This window comes from Luteimonas granuli (assembly GCF_007795095.1).
Taxonomy (GTDB): domain Bacteria; phylum Pseudomonadota; class Gammaproteobacteria; order Xanthomonadales; family Xanthomonadaceae; genus Luteimonas; species Luteimonas granuli.
Map to the genome: position 1 here is coordinate 387,941 of NZ_CP042218.1, position 14,352 is coordinate 402,292.

A 14,352-nucleotide genomic window follows, 5' to 3' on the forward strand; every position below is an offset into this window, starting at 1 on the left:
TCTGGACGAGGCCTCGCCGCCCGACAAGGTGCGCGGCGGCCCTCACGCCGCCACCACGTTCACGATCCTTCCCGGCACCACGATCACCTTCCGCACGGCGAGACCCTCGAGCACCCTGGCCACCGCCGGCTCCGCCAGTGCGCGGGCCTCGATCGCCTCGCGCGTGGCATCGGCGGCCACTTCGATGGTTGCACGCAGCTTGCCGTTCACCTGGACCGCGAGCGTCACCGCGTCGCGCACCAGGGCCGCGGGGTCGACGACCGGGAACGGCACATCGTCCACCACCTGCTCGGCATGGCCCAGCAGCTGCCAGAGCGCATGGCTGGCATGCGGCGTCACAGGGTTGAGCATCAGCACCATGGCCTCGAGCGCCTCGTGGCGCACGGCGCGGCCGGCGTCGCTGGCGTCGTCGAACTTCGCCACGTGGTTGAGCAGCTCCATCAGCGCCGCGATCGCGGTATTGAAGCTGTGGCGGCGGCCGTAGTCGTCGCCCACCTTCTGGATGGTCTCGTGGACGTGGCGGCGCAGCGTCCTCTGCCCGCCGTCGAGCGCGAAGCGGGTCGGGCTGGCGGGGCCGTCCCGCCCGTTGCCGAGGCCTGCCGCGTGGTCCTGCACCAGGCGCCAGAAGCGACGCAGGAAGCGCGCCATGCCCTCGACTCCGGCCTCGTTCCACTCCAGCGACAGCGTCGGCGGCGAGGCGAACATGGAGAACAGGCGCACGGTGTCGGCGCCGTAGCGGTCGACCATGACCTGGGGGTCGACACCATTGTTCTTCGACTTCGACATCTTCTCGATGCCGCCGACCCGGACCGGCTGGCCGTCGGCCGCGAGGCGTGCGCCGGTGATGCGGCCGCGTTCGTCGCGCTCGACCTCGACGTCGGCGGGATTGAACCACTCCTTCGCCCCGTTGGCGTCCTCGCGGTAATAGGTGTCGGCCACGACCATGCCCTGGGTGAGCAGGTTGATCGCGGGCTCGTCGCTGTCCACCAGGCCCTGGTCGCGCAGGAGCCGGTGATAGAAACGGAAGTACAGCAGGTGCAGGATCGCGTGCTCGATCCCCCCGATGTACTGGTCGACCGGCGTCCAGTACTTCGCGCGCCCGTCGACCATGTCGGCGGCGCCCGGCGAGGTGTAGCGGGCGTAGTACCAGCTCGATTCCATGAAGGTGTCGAAGGTGTCGGTCTCGCGCTCGGCGGCTCCGCCGCACTGCGGACAGGAGGTCTTCCGCCATTCGGGGTCGGCCTTGATCGGCGACTGCACCACGCCCGAGGCGAAGGCTTCGGCCACGTCCTCCGGCAGCACCACGGGCAGCTGGTCCTCGGGCACCGGCACCGCCCCGCAGGCGTCGCAGTAGACCACCGGGATCGGACAGCCCCAGTAGCGCTGGCGGCTCACGCCCCAGTCGCGCAGGCGGAAGTTGACCCTGCGGCGGCCGATGCCCTCGGCCTCGAAGCGCTCCGCCAGCGCGGCCATGGCGGTGTCGTAGTCCATGCCGCTGTACTCGCCGGATGCGACCAGCACACCGCGCTCGGTGTATGCGCCGACGCTGCGGATCGATTCGAAGTAGTCGCGGACCACGGCCACCGCCGCGGACATCTCGTAGGCGTCGATCGAACCTCCGGCGAGCGCGGCCTGGAAGGGATCGGTGTCGTGGGCGACGTCGCTGACGACCTCGCGCAGCGCGTCGGCGACCGCCGGCGGCACGATCACGGGCCGCACCGGCAGGCCGTAGGCCTTGGCGAATTCCCAGTCGCGCTGGTCGTGCGCCGGCACAGCCATCACGGCACCGGTGCCGTAGCCCATCAGCACGAAATTGGCGACGTAGATGGGAACGTCCTCGCCGGTGACGGGATGGATCGCCCACAGGCCGGTGGCCATGCCGCGCTTTTCCTGGGTCTCCAGCTCGGCCTCGGACACGCCGCCGCGGCGCAGCTCATCGATGAACGCGGCGAGCTTCATGTCCTCCTGCGCCGCCTTCAGCGCCAGCGGGTGTTCGGCGGCGATGCTGATGAAGGTCACGCCCATCAGTGTGTCCGGACGGGTGGTGTAGACGCTCAGCGGCTCGTCCTCGCCGTCGACGCGGAAATTGATCTCGAGGCCCTCGCTGCGGCCGATCCAGTTGCGCTGCATGGTCTTGACCGGTTCCGGCCAGCCGGGCAGCGCGTCCAGACCGTCGAGCAGCTCCTGGGCGTAGTCGGTGATGCGCAGGAACCACTGCGGGATCTCGCGCTTCTCCACCAGCGCGCCCGAACGCCAGCCGCGGCCGTCGATGACCTGTTCGTTGGCCAGCACCGTCTGGTCGATCGGGTCCCAGTTCACCACCGCGTTGCGGCGGTAGGCCAGGCCTTTCTTCATCAGGCGGGTGAACATGCGCTGTTCGTGGACGTAGTAGTCCGGGCTGCAGGTGGCGAACTCACGTGACCAGTCGATGCCGTAGCCCAGCATCTTCAGCTGGCCGCGCATGTGGTCGATGTTGGCGTACGTCCACTTCGCCGGCGCGGTGCGGTTCCTGATCGCCGCGTTCTCGGCCGGAAGGCCGAAGGCGTCCCAGCCCATGGGCTGCAGCACGTTGTGGCCGGTCATGCGCTTGTGGCGGCTGATGACGTCGCCGATGGTGTAGTTGCGCACGTGGCCCATGTGCAGCGCGCCCGACGGGTACGGCAGCATCGACAGGCAGAAGTACTTCGGTCGCGCGTCGTCCTCGGAGACCTCCCATGCGCGCGTGCGCTCCCAGTAGCCCTGGGCCGCACGTTCGACATCGGCGGGACGGTAGGAGGCGGGATCAGGCGTCTGGACGGGATCGGACACGTGGGGATGGCCAGCGGAAAGGGACCCCCAAGCCTACCGCAGCAGGCACGGCACGGCGACGCATCGCTCTGTCGGGTCAGGCAAACGACCGCAATCGCGTGATGCATGCGATCCGGCGAGCCCGGCCGGCGGCGATCAGGAGCCGGCCCGCGCGCCGCCGCTCCAGCCCACGCAGGCAAGCCAAACGAACCAGCAGGCGAAGGCCGCGCGCTGGGACAGCGCCGCCGGCAGCGCGTCACCGGCCAGCCATGCCAGCGCGAACACCGCGGCGCCGGCCGCGGAATGGCCGAGCACCGCCGGCAGCCGTCGTACGCGCAGCGCGGAAAACGACAGCGCGGCGGCTGCCGCGGTGAACGCGACGACCCACAGCCCCCAGGCGACGCCGTGCAGGCGCCCGGCGCCGTTGTCCGGACCGGACGCCTCCAGCGGCCAGATCCCCTGCGCCGCGAACGCCAGCGCGGCCAGGAGTGCGATCGTCCATCCCAGCCGCGCGGACAGCCTCGCTCCCGCTCCAAGGGCGCTGCGCCGTCGCAGCACCACCAGACCGGCCAGCAGCCCCGGCATCACGTAGGCCAGCAGGTTGAACAGGGTGGCGCGCGGCACGCCTTCCGCTCCCGGCAGCGCGACCGGATGCCTGAGCTGGTCGTAGCCGTCGAGCGCGGCGCCGAAGCCCCCCAGTGCAAGCAGGAAGCACGCGCCCGCCGCCAGGCCCGCCAGGCGCACGCCACGCGCGCGCCACAGTTCCGATCGTTCCGTCATCCGCGCCGTGTCCTGTCGAGGACGGGCATCGTCGCGCCCCGGGCTTGCAAACGGCAAGCGCTGGCACAATCTCGCCTCCAACGCATACCGGATCGAGCCATGCCCACCGAACACGCCACGCCGCACGTCTTCGACGCCACCGCCGACACCTTCGAAGCCGGGGTCCTCGACCGTTCGCTGCAGGTGCCGGTCCTGATCGATTTCTGGGCGGAGTGGTGCGGACCCTGCAAGACCCTCGGCCCGATCCTCGAGAAGCTCGCCGCGGAATACAACGGTGCCTTCGTGCTGGCGAAGATCGACGTCGACCGCGAACAGCAGCTTGCCGGCGCCTTCCAGATCCGCTCCATCCCCACCGTCATCCTGGTGCGGGACGGCCAGCCGGTGGACGGATTCCCCGGCGCGATGCCGGAAGGCCAGCTGCGCGAGTTCCTGGCCGGGCACGGCATCGTTCCCGCCGAGGCCCCGGCGACACCGGCGGACACCGGACCGGCGCCGCCGACCGATCCCCACGCCGAAGTCCAGCGCCTGCGCCAGGAATCCGAAGCCGCGCCCGAAGATGACGGTCTCAGGCTCGACCTCGCCCTGGCACTGCTGGCCACCGGCGCTACCGGAGAGGCCGGCCGCCTGCTCGACGCCCTGCCCGCGAACCTCGCCACCGACGACCGCGCGCTGCGCGCGCGCGCCGCCCTCGGCTTTGCCGCGCTGCTCCCCGACGCGCCGCAGGAGGCCGCACTCGAGGCGGCGCTGGCCGCCGACCCGGCCGATCTGCGCGCCCGCCATCTGCTCGGCGCCCGGCACATGGTCGCCGGTCGCCACGAGGCCGCGCTGGAAGAGTTCATGGAGATGCTGCGCCGCGATCGCGGCTTCGACGACGGCCTGCCGCGCAGGGCGCTGATCGAGGCCTTCCGCGTGATCGACGATGACGGGCTGGTGTCGCGCTACCGCAGGCAGATGTCGTCCCTGCTGCTTTCGTGAGCAGCGTCACGGGGTTGGCAATCCCCTTCATCCGCTGCCCACGCCCCGCGGCTATGCTCGTCCGGGGCTCAGGGGGGCCGGGATGACGCAATACCAGGCAAGCCACGACGACGAGCGATTGCCGGAGATCGCCGGCTACCGCATCGTCCGCGCCGTGGGCGCCGGCGGCATGTCCACCGTCTACGTCGGCGAGCAGCTCTCGCTGCGGCGCGAGGTGGCGATCAAGGTGATGCTGGCCGAGGTCCTGGGCGACGAGGTCAGCCGCCGTCGTTTCGAGAACGAGGCGCGCACCATCGCCCGCCTCGACCACCCCAACATCGTCGGGATCCACGACGTCGGCCGCACCCGCGACGGACTGCCCTACTACTCGATGCCCTATCTGGCCCGCGGCCATCTCGGCCAGCGCGACCTGCGCGGCAGGGAGCCCGAGGTGCGGAAGATCCTGCGCGGCGTGCTCTCGGCGCTGCAGTATGCGCACTCGCGCGGCATCGTGCATCGCGACGTCAAGGCCGAGAACGTGCTCTTCGACGACAGCGGCCGGCCGCTGCTGGCCGACTTCGGCATCGCGCTGCGCCGCGGCTACGGCTCGCGGGTGACCACCGCCGGCCTTGCGGTCGGCAGTACCGCCTACATGCCGCCCGAGCAGGCCCGCGGCGAGGGCGTGGACGCCCGCGCCGATCTGTACAGCGTCGGCGTGCTGGCCTGGGAGATGCTGGTCGGCAGCCTTCCCTACAACGCCGCCGACGCACTGTCGATGGCGGTGATGCACGTGCAGGACCCGATCCCCCGACTGCCGCGCCGGCTGCGCCACTGGCAGCAGTTCATCGACCGCGCGCTCGCCAAGTCGCCGGGGCGCCGCTTCGCCGACGCCGGGCAGATGCTGGACGCGCTCGAGCGCATACCGGCCGCCGGCCGCGTTACCGCGGGCGCCCTGCTCCACGACTTCGCCGTCCGCGTGCGCGCCCTGCCGGTCGCGGGCTGGGCAGCGGTGGCCGTGTTGGCGGCGGGTGCCGTCGTCGCCGCCGGGGTCTACCTGGACCAGCGGGGAAGCGCGCCGGAGTTCTATCGCTCCGCCTCGTCGCGGGACGGGACGCCAGGCTCCGGGGCGAACGGTGCCGGGCTGGCGACACGCCCTGCACCGGTGACGGGCAGCCCGGACGATGCGCTGCTCCGGGCCGCCCCCGCGTCCGATGCCGAGCGCTGGCTGGTCGAAGCCGAGCGCCAGATGCGCGCGGCCAAGCTGACCTCTCCCGCCGGCGACAACGCCTATACCAGCCTGCTCAACGCCTGGCAGGCCGACGCCAGCCACCTGCGCCTGGCACCGGCCATCGACGGGTTGATCGACGCGCTCGGCGCCCGGGCCGCGCGCGATTTCGCCTCGGGTCGCGGCGATGCCGCGCGCATCGGTGTGATGCAGGCCAGCCAGCTGGCGGCGCGGACCTCCCGCGCCGACGGCGCGGCACTGGCCGCGCTCAGGACCCGCATGCAGGAGGTCATCGCCGCGGACGTGCAGCGCTCCGCGGCCCGCTACGACCGCGCCGCGGCACTGCACGCCGTCGACGCCGCACGGCGCATGGGCCTGGCCACGGCAAGGGTCGCGGCGCTGGAGAAGAGCGCACGCGCCATCCCCGGCCCCGGCGACCGCCTCGGCGGCACGGGTCTGGAGATGATCCTGGTGCAGCACGGCGACATGCGCCTGGGGGCGATGCGCCGCCTGGTCACCCGCGACGAGTTCGCCGCCTTCGCGGACGCCACCGGCCGCGCGCCGGCGCGCTGCCGCGAACGCGCCTCACTGCTCCGCGTGCTGGCGCCACGCAGCTGGCGCGCGCCGGGCTTCGACCAGGACGGCGGCGGTCCGGTGGTCTGCGTATCCTGGGAGGACGCCAGCGCCTACGCCGGATGGCTTGGCCAGCGGGACGGCGTGCGCTACCGCCTGGCCACCGCTTCGGAATGGAGCCGCCTGCCCGCGGTCGGCGGAGAACGGCCGCTGGCGGAATGGAGCATCGACTGCGCCGGCAGTTGCACGCAGCGGGTCACCAGCGGTTCCAGCTGGCGCGGGGAGAACGCCCCCGGCTCCGCGGCCCGCGATGCGGGACGCGGATTCGACGACGTCGGCTTCCGCCTGGTGCGCGACCTGGGCAGCTGAGCGCGCTCAGGCGCTCGAGCCTCCCCGGCTTCCACCCCGGCCGCGGCCGCCACGGCCCCGTCCTCCCGGCGCTTTCGGTCCGGCATGCGCATGCGCCGCGGCGGGCTGGGCCTTGCCGTGTCCGCCCTGGCGGTGCCCCGGCTTGCCCGGTGCGCGCCTGGGACGCTGCTCACCGGCACGCTGGTCGCCCGCCGTCTTCGGGGCGCCGCGGCGCTGCCCGCCGCCCGGACGCTGGCCCCGGCCGCCCTGCGGCGGCATCGGCGCGTCCAGTCGGATCGGCCGGCTGGGCTCGTAACCGGCCACCACGTCCATCCGGATCTCGGCCTTGAGCATCTTCTGGATCTGGTTGAGCAGCGCGCCCTCTTCCGGCGACACCAGCGACAGCGCCTCGCCGCTCGCACCCGCGCGGCCGGTGCGGCCGATGCGATGCACGTAGTCCTCGGCCACCATCGGCAGGTCGTGGTTGATCACCAGCGGCAGGTTGGGAATGTCCAGCCCGCGCGCGGCCACGTCGGTCGCGACCAGGATCCGGGCGCGTCCGGCCTTGAACGCATCCAGCGCCTTCTGGCGCTGCGCCTGGCTCTTGTTGCCGTGGATGGCCACCGCCGGCAGGCCGGACTTCTCCAGCTGCTCGGCCAGACGGTTGCAGCCGTGCTTGGTCTTGCCGAACACCAGCACCTGGTCGGTGTGGCGCGCGGACAGGATGTCGACCAGCAGGTCGCGCTTGCTGGCGGCGTCGACCGGGTGCGCGCGGTGCACGATGGTCTCGGCGATGGTGTTCTGCGCGGCCACTTCCACCAGCCGCGGCTTGCGCAGGTGCTCGACCGCGAGTGCCTTGATGCGGTCCTCGAAGGTGGCCGAGAACAGCAGCGTCTGCCGCTCCTTGGGCACCCGCGCCAGGATCCGCTTCATCTGCGGCAGGAAGCCCATGTCGAGCATGCGGTCGGCCTCGTCGAGCACGAGCACCTCGACGGCGTCCAGCTTGGCGTGGCCCGCGTCCATGTGGTCGAGGAGCCGCCCCGGACAGGCGACGAGGATGTCGACGCCGCGGCGCAGGTTCTCGATCTGCGGCTGCAGGCCGGCGCCACCGAAGATCGTGGTGACGTTCATGCGCAGGTGGCGGCCGTATTCCTTGAGGCTGTCGGCGACCTGCACCGCCAGCTCGCGCGTGGGCACCAGCACCAGGGCGCGCGGCTTGCGCGGGCCCTTGGGCGGGGTTTCCTTCGACAGGCGCTGCAGCATCGGCAGGCCGAAGGCGGCGGTCTTGCCGGTACCGGTCTGGGCGGCGCCCAGCAGGTCCTGGCCGTCGAGCACCAGCGGGATCGCCTGGGCCTGGATCGGGGTGGGAACGGTGTAACCGCTCGAATCGAGCGCGCGCAGCAGCGCGGACGAGAGCCCGAGGCTCTCGAAGGTCCGGGTGTCGGACATGGATTGGAACTCCTGGTTCGCGGCTTGCCCGGCGCTCTCCGTGATCCGCGCGGCGGGCAATGGATTTGACGGCGATCGGAGGTTCCGGGCCGTGTCTGCGCGACGAGAGACGTGCGGGAGTTAAAGGGCCGGCGCCGCGTTGCGGGACCTGGCCTGGCAATGACCGGATAACGGACTGCCGTGCGCCAACCCTCGCATGATACGGGAACGGAGATGAATGTGCCTGGCGGAGTTCCCGCGGGCGGGCGGCATGACCTTCCACACTGCGGCGCCCGGCCGGCCGGGGCGTAGATTCTGACGCTGGCCGCGCGGGGCGTGGCCGGCCTTCCCTCTTCCATGCCCGCCGGGCGGAGTCCACCGTGAGCCAAGTTTCCCGATACGCACCCAGGTTCCTGCTGCTGTCGCTGGCGGTCGCCGCCGCCGTGGCCGGCTGCCAGCGTGATGCCACCACCACAGCGGTGAACGGCGACGCCGCTCCCGCCCCGGCCTTCACCCTCGACGAATCCGCGCTGCCCCGCGTGAACCGCTTCCAGGCCAGCGACTTCGACGCCGCCGGCAACGCCTGCGCCGACTTCGGCAAGTACGTGAACGGCACCTGGCTCGCCGCTAATCCGGTTCCGGGCGACCGGACCTCCTGGGGCGCGTTCGAGATGCTCGACGAGCGTTCACAGGCGATCCAGCGCCAGTTGGCCGAGCACGCCGCGGCCAGCCACGGTGCCACCGGCGTCGAGAAGATCGTCGGCGACATCTGGGCCACCGGCCTGGACGCCGCGGCGATCAACGCCCAGGGCATCGCGCCGCTGGAATCCGAACTCGCCGCCATCGCCGCGCTCGACGCGCCGGCGAAGATCGCCGACTACGTGCGCACGAGCGCCGCGAAGGGCCAGTTCACCGTGTTCGGCTTCGGCCCCGAAGCCGATTTCATGGATTCGTCCATGAACATCGCCTACGCCTTCCAGGGCGGCCTGGGCCTGCCGGACCGGACCTACTATTTCGACGCCGACAAGAAGGACAAGCTCGAGGCCTACCAGGCGCACGTCGCGAAGGTGCTGGAACTGTCCGGCGTGCCGGCGGCCGATGCCGCGAAGCAGGCCGCCGACGTGGTCGCGTTCGAAACGCGCCTGGCCAAGGTGTCGAAGTCGAGCGAGGAGATGTCGCGCGACGTGAGCCTCTACTACAACCCGGTGAGCCCGGCCGACGCCGACAGGCTGGCACCGAACTTCCCGTGGACGAAGTTCTTCGAATCGCAGGGCCTGCAGGCGCCGGAGATGTTCTCGCTGGCGATCCCGGATTTCCACGCCGAGGTCAGCACCATGATCGCCGACGTGCCGGCGGCCAGCTGGCAGTCGTACCTGCGTTTCCACACCGTCGACAGCGCCTCGCCCTTCCTCGCCGACGCCTTCGCCGAGGAGCACTTCAACTTCTATTCGAAGACCCTGCGCGGCCAGAAGGAGATCAAGGAGCGCGGGAAGCGCGTGCTCGACACCATCACCCGCCAGACGGGCGAGGCCCTGGGCCAGATGTACGTCGACGTGGCCTTTTCGCCCGAGGCCAAGGAACGCATGGAGACCCTGGTCGCCAACCTCGGCGAGGCGCTGAAGGTCCGCATCGAGAACCTCGACTGGATGTCGGACGAGACCAAGGCGAAGGCCATGGAGAAATGGGCCAGCTTCACCCCCAAGATCGGCTATCCCGACAAGTGGCGCGACTGGTCGGGCCTGGCCACCTCGCGCGACAGCTACATCGGCAACGTGCTGGCCGCCAACGAGTTCAACTACAAGTGGCAGCTCGGCAAGATCGGCAAACCGGTCGACAGGACCGAGTGGGCGATGCCGCCGCAGATGGTCAACGCCTACTACAACCCGCTGCAGAACGAGATCGTGTTCCCGGCGGCGATCCTGCAGCCGCCGTTCTTCGACGCCAACGCCGACGATCCGCTCAACTACGGCGGCATCGGTGCGGTGATCGGCCACGAGATGACCCATGGCTACGACGACCAGGGCAGCCGTTTCGACGCCAGCGGCAAGTTCCAGAACTGGTGGACCGAGGCCGACGCCAAGGGCTTCATGGCGCGGACCGACAAGCTGGTGCAGCAGTTCAACGCCTACGAGGCGGCCCCCGGCCTGCACGTCAACGGCAAGCTGACGCTCGGCGAGAACATCGCCGACCTCGGCGGCCTGGCCACGGCCTACGACGCGATGAGGAAGGCGACCGAGGGCAGCGAGGATCCGATGATCGAGGGCCTGACCCGCGACCAGCGCTTCTTCGCCAACTGGGCCACGGTGTGGCGCCGCAATTTCACCGACGAGGAGCTGAAGGTGCGCATCGCCACCGACCCGCATGCGCCTGCCAACTTCCGGGCCATCGGTGCACCCTCGAACCTGCCGGCCTTCGCCGCGGCGTACCAGTGCACGCCGGGCGATGCGATGGTGCGCGATGCCGGGGCGCGGGTCGTCATCTGGTAGGCGACGCGCGGAACTGCCTGCGGAAGGCCCGGCACGCGCCGGGCCTTTCCGTTTCCGGGGCCGCATGCAGGTCCGATTGCGCGACCAGCGTCGCGGTTCACCGCGGACGTCTTCGGCGTCCACGGCCACGCGCCGCCCCCCTTGCTAGACTCGCCCGGCCGTTCCGCCCGGATCCCCCTGCGCATGTCCAAGCACGCCCCCCTCCTCCTCGCCCTCGCCGCCACCCTCGCCCTCGGTCTGGCATCCCCCGATGCCGACGCCCAGCGCCGCGCGCGCGCGCCGGCGAAGCCGCAAGGCCCGACCGCCTGCGGCGATTTCGACGCTTACGCCAACCGGGCCTGGTTCGCCGCCCACCCGGTGCCTGCGACCGGCGCGGTGTCCGCGCTGGGCCTGCTGCAGGCACGGGTCCTGGAACAGCAGCGCGAGCTGCTGTCCACCGCCATGGATGCACCGCAGAACGACATCCAGCGGCTGCTCGGCGACTTCTGGGCCAGCGGCCTGGACGAGGCCGCTGTCGAGGCCGACGGCGCCAGCCCGATCACGCCCCTGCTCGACCGCATCAACGGGATCAAGCGCGCCCGCGACATCCCGCCCGCCGTGGCGGCCCTGCACCAGGTGGGGATACCGGTGCTGTTCAACTTCAGCGCCGACCTCGATCTCGCCGACCTCGACCGCCACATCGGCTACTTCGCCCAGGGCGGCACCGGCCTGCCCGACCCGGCCTACTACACCCGCGAGGACGCCGACGCGCGCGCCCTGCTCGGCCTGTACAACGGCTACGTGCGCAGCATCCTGGCGCTGACCGGCACGGCCGAAGCCGACCTCGCCGCCGAGTCGCAGATGGTCATCGACCTGGAAACCCGCATCGCGCGCGCGTCTCGCCCGGTGGCCTCGCTGCGCGATCCACGCCAGAACTACGCCCTGGTGCCCACCGAGGGCCTGGGCAAGACGTACAAGCGCTTGCAGCTCACCGAATTCCTGGCCGCCCAGGGCGTGAAGGACAACAGCGTCTCGATCGCCAACCCGGAGCTGTTCGCCACCCTCGACGCCCTGGTCGGCAGCCTCAAGCCGGCGCAGTGGAAGACCTACCTGCGCTTCCACGTCGGCGACGCGATGGCGCCCTGGCTGTCCAGCGGCTTCCGCGACGCCGCCTTCGCCTTCCGCGGCCGCGTGCTCCGCGGCGAGTCCGAGCATCCCGCGCGCGAGCAGCTGGTGCTGCAGGCGATCAACCATGCCGCAGGCCAGATGGTCGCGCGCGAGTACGTGGCCCGCTACCTGCCAGCGGCCACCCGCAGCCGCGCCGAGGCCGTGGCCGACGAGGTCCGCGGCGCCCTGTTGCGCGCGGTGGAAGGCGCGCCGTGGATGGACGACGCCACACGGGCCGAGGCCGTGGCCAAGCTCGGGACCCTGGGGATCGAGATCGGGGCGCCGGCGCGAGAGATCGACTACAGCGTGCAGCCCATGGGTCGCGGCAGCTTCGGGGGCAACATGCTGATCGCCTCCACCTGGCACCACCGCGAGGAGATGCGGCGGATCGGCCGCGGCAACGCCCAGCGCCGCTGGCCGGTGCGGCCGCAGGACCCGGCGCTGGCCTACGATGCCGCCCACAACCGCCTGCTGGTGTCGGCCGCGGTGCTGCAACCGCCGGTGCTGGACATGGCACTCGACGGCGCAGCGCATTACGGCGCCTTCGGCGCCCTGGTCGCGCACGAGCTCGGCCATGCCGTGGATGCCAGGGGGCGCCATGTCGACGCCCGCGGCGAGATCCGCGACTGGTGGACCCCGGGAACCGCGGCTGCCTGGAGCGACCGGCTCGGTGCCCTGGCCGCGCAGTACGGCAGCTACGACTACCCGGGGCTCGCGGGGCGCAAGCTCGACGCCAGCCTGACCGGCGGCGAGAACGCCGCCGACGTCGCCGCGGTGGAGATCGCCTGGGATGCTTTCGGCCAGGCCATGCCCGAGGTCGGCGAGGACGGGCGCAAGGCCTTCTTCAACGCCTGGGCCGGCATCTGGGCGGAACAGGTGTCTCCAGCCACGGCCGAACTGCGCGCGGGCATCGCTCCGCAGGCGCCGGGCAAGTGGCGCATCAACGGCCCGCTGTCGAACCTTCCGGCCTTCGGCGAGACCTGGGGCTGCAAGGCCGGCAATGCCATGGTCCGCAAGGACGGCGAACGCGCCGCCATCTGGCGCTGAACCGGCCGGACTGCCGCAGCCCGGCCGACGCGGCGGGACGCCGCCTCAGAAGCGCCGCACCTGCGGCCCGCCTGGCCGCCGCCGCCCGCCGAAGGGCGGCTGGCCGCGCCAGTAGCGGATCAGCAACCAGCCGAACAGCATGCCGCCCAGGTGCGCGAAGTGGGCCACGCCGGACTGCGTGCCGGTGATGCCGAGGAACAGCTCGATCGCGCCGTAGACCACCACCAGGGTCCGCGCCTTCATCGGGATCGGCGGGATCAGCAGCATCACCCGCTGGTGCGGGAACAGCATGCCGTACGCCAGCAGGAGGCCGAACACGCCGCCCGAGGCCCCCACGGTGGGGTACGGCATGCCGCCCTGGGCCACGGTCCAGCTGACGACGCCGAGCTGGCACAGCCCGGCGCCCGCCACGCAGACCAGGAAATAGGTCAGGAAGCGCTTCTGGCCCCAGGTGTACTCGAGCTGCGCGCCGAACATCACCAGCGCCAGCATGTTGAACAGCAGATGCGCGAGGTTGCCGTGCAGGAAGCCGTAGGTGAGCAGCTGCCACGGCCAGAACCCGGGCACGCCGGCCGCCTTCATGTATGCGTCCACCCCGGGTGCCCACAGCATCAGCGGGGCGAAGGCCGCGCTTCCCAGCACGCTCTGGAGCAGGAAGACGACGGCGTTGGCGATCAGCAGCCCCTTGGTGACGGGCGGGAGGTTGTTGAACATTGCGGGTCCTTGCGCGTGCGACGCAATGATAGCGCCTGCGTCGTCGTCGCCCGTCGTCGTCAGCGCGGTCCCCAGACCTCCGCGTCCAGCGTGCGCGCGGCCCGCGCGGCCTGGACACGGCCGTCCACCAGTGCCACACCTTCGGCGCGCAGCCGCCGCGCCTGCTCCTCCCGGGACGCCGAGCCTGGTGGGAACGCGATCCGGCCATCGCTGCGCAGCACGCGGTGCCAGGGCAGCGCCGGATCCTCGCTGATGGCCAGCAGGCGAGCCACCCAGCGCGCCCTGCCGGGCAGGCCTGCGCGACGCGCGATCTCTCCGTAGCCGGCGACTTCGCCGCGCGGGATCGCGCGGACCGCTGCCAGGATGCGCGCTTGCGGGTCGGACTTCGCCATTGCGCTAGGATATCCGCCACCGTCCGCCTGCGCGGGAGGCCCCCATGCAGAATTTCGAACAGGTCCGCTGCCATCTCGCGAGCAACGGCTTCCGGACCACGGTCAACGAGGCCTTCGTGGTCGGGGTCGAACTGAGCCTCGACGGCGGGCGCCGCCACCAGTCGATCTTCCTGTCCGAACTCCACGACGACGACAGGCGCTGCTACCTGCGGGTGAGCACCGCGGTCGCCCCGATCACCGGCGTCGACGCGCGCCGCGCCCTGGCCTTCAACTGGAACAGCCGCGTGGGATATCTTGCCGTCGGCCTGCTCGACGACGTGCCCTACCTGCAGCTGTGCGAGAACCGTCCCTACGACAGCCTGGACGCGGCCGAGCTCGGTCGCCTGGTGCTGGAGATCGGCGGCATGGGCGACCGCCTGGAACGCATGCTCGGCGCGGAGGGCGACCTCCTCTGACCCCGATGCTGCAGCAC

10 protein-coding genes are annotated in these 14,352 nt (G+C 71.5%); 5 read left to right on the top strand and 5 right to left on the bottom strand.

The window, feature by feature from the left end:
* Positions 1-42 precede the first annotated feature (42 nt).
* Positions 43-2,808, bottom strand: a complete 2,766-nt coding sequence (gene leuS, locus FPZ22_RS01770) for a leucine--tRNA ligase (protein ID WP_144889709.1) — start codon at positions 2,806-2,808, stop codon at positions 43-45.
* Between the two features lie 135 nt (positions 2,809-2,943).
* Entirely contained in the window at positions 2,944-3,567 is a 624-nt protein-coding gene (locus FPZ22_RS01775; RefSeq protein ID WP_144889711.1) for a DUF998 domain-containing protein, read from the bottom strand.
* 99 nt (positions 3,568-3,666) lie between these two features.
* On the opposite strand from FPZ22_RS01775, the gene trxA reads away from it, so the two are divergent.
* Entirely contained in the window at positions 3,667-4,542 is an 876-nt protein-coding gene (trxA, locus tag FPZ22_RS01780; protein WP_144889713.1) for a thioredoxin, read from the top strand.
* An 82-nt stretch (positions 4,543-4,624) separates the two neighbouring features.
* Positions 4,625-6,688 (top strand): bifunctional serine/threonine-protein kinase/formylglycine-generating enzyme family protein, encoded by a 2,064-nt coding sequence (locus tag FPZ22_RS01785; RefSeq protein WP_168198898.1) that lies wholly within the window; start codon positions 4,625-4,627, stop codon positions 6,686-6,688.
* A 6-nt stretch (positions 6,689-6,694) separates the two neighbouring features.
* Here the strand turns inward: FPZ22_RS01785 and FPZ22_RS01790 are convergent, their stop codons facing one another.
* On the bottom strand, positions 6,695-8,116 hold the full coding sequence (locus FPZ22_RS01790) for a DEAD/DEAH box helicase (protein WP_144889717.1): 1,422 nt from the start codon (positions 8,114-8,116) through the stop codon (positions 6,695-6,697).
* A gap of 392 nt (positions 8,117-8,508) precedes the next feature.
* Here FPZ22_RS01790 and FPZ22_RS01795 point away from each other — a divergent pair, with 392 nt between their 5' ends.
* A complete protein-coding gene (locus FPZ22_RS01795) occupies positions 8,509-10,581 on the top strand; it encodes a M13 family metallopeptidase (RefSeq protein WP_168199012.1) in 2,073 nt (690 codons plus the stop codon).
* Between the two features lie 183 nt (positions 10,582-10,764).
* Positions 10,765-12,774: a M13 family metallopeptidase gene (locus FPZ22_RS01800; protein ID WP_144889721.1), complete on the top strand. Its 2,010-nt coding sequence runs from the start codon at positions 10,765-10,767 to the stop codon at positions 12,772-12,774.
* Between the two features lie 45 nt (positions 12,775-12,819).
* On the opposite strand, the gene FPZ22_RS01805 is transcribed toward FPZ22_RS01800, so the two are convergent.
* Both FPZ22_RS01805 and FPZ22_RS01810 read right to left on the bottom strand, forming a co-directional pair.
* Positions 12,820-13,488 carry a rhomboid family intramembrane serine protease gene (locus FPZ22_RS01805; protein ID WP_144889723.1) on the bottom strand — a complete coding sequence of 223 codons (669 nt, stop codon included), beginning with the start codon at positions 13,486-13,488 and terminating at the stop codon, positions 12,820-12,822.
* A 59-nt stretch (positions 13,489-13,547) separates the two neighbouring features.
* Positions 13,548-13,880: an MGMT family protein gene (locus FPZ22_RS01810; protein WP_144889725.1), complete on the bottom strand. Its 333-nt coding sequence runs from the start codon at positions 13,878-13,880 to the stop codon at positions 13,548-13,550.
* Between the two features lie 44 nt (positions 13,881-13,924).
* On the opposite strand from FPZ22_RS01810, the gene FPZ22_RS01815 reads away from it, so the two are divergent.
* Entirely contained in the window at positions 13,925-14,335 is a 411-nt protein-coding gene (locus FPZ22_RS01815; RefSeq protein WP_144889727.1) for a hypothetical protein, read from the top strand.
* The last annotated feature ends 17 nt before the right edge of the window (positions 14,336-14,352 follow it).

What these genes read in the sequence shown, in the direction of transcription:
- FPZ22_RS01790 (WP_144889717.1), bottom strand. Translation starts at nt 8,116, where the DNA reads ATGTCCGACACCCGGACCTTCGAGAGCCTCGGGCTCTCGTCCGCGCTG.
- FPZ22_RS01805 (WP_144889723.1), bottom strand. Translation starts at nt 13,488, where the DNA reads ATGTTCAACAACCTCCCGCCCGTCACCAAGGGGCTGCTGATCGCCAAC.
- FPZ22_RS01815 (WP_144889727.1), top strand. Translation starts at nt 13,925, where the DNA reads ATGCAGAATTTCGAACAGGTCCGCTGCCATCTCGCGAGCAACGGCTTC.
- FPZ22_RS01775 (WP_144889711.1), bottom strand. Translation starts at nt 3,567, where the DNA reads ATGACGGAACGATCGGAACTGTGGCGCGCGCGTGGCGTGCGCCTGGCG.
- trxA (WP_144889713.1), top strand. Translation starts at nt 3,667, where the DNA reads ATGCCCACCGAACACGCCACGCCGCACGTCTTCGACGCCACCGCCGAC.
- FPZ22_RS01810 (WP_144889725.1), bottom strand. Translation starts at nt 13,880, where the DNA reads ATGGCGAAGTCCGACCCGCAAGCGCGCATCCTGGCAGCGGTCCGCGCG.
- FPZ22_RS01785 (WP_168198898.1), top strand. Translation starts at nt 4,625, where the DNA reads ATGACGCAATACCAGGCAAGCCACGACGACGAGCGATTGCCGGAGATC.
- FPZ22_RS01800 (WP_144889721.1), top strand. Translation starts at nt 10,765, where the DNA reads ATGTCCAAGCACGCCCCCCTCCTCCTCGCCCTCGCCGCCACCCTCGCC.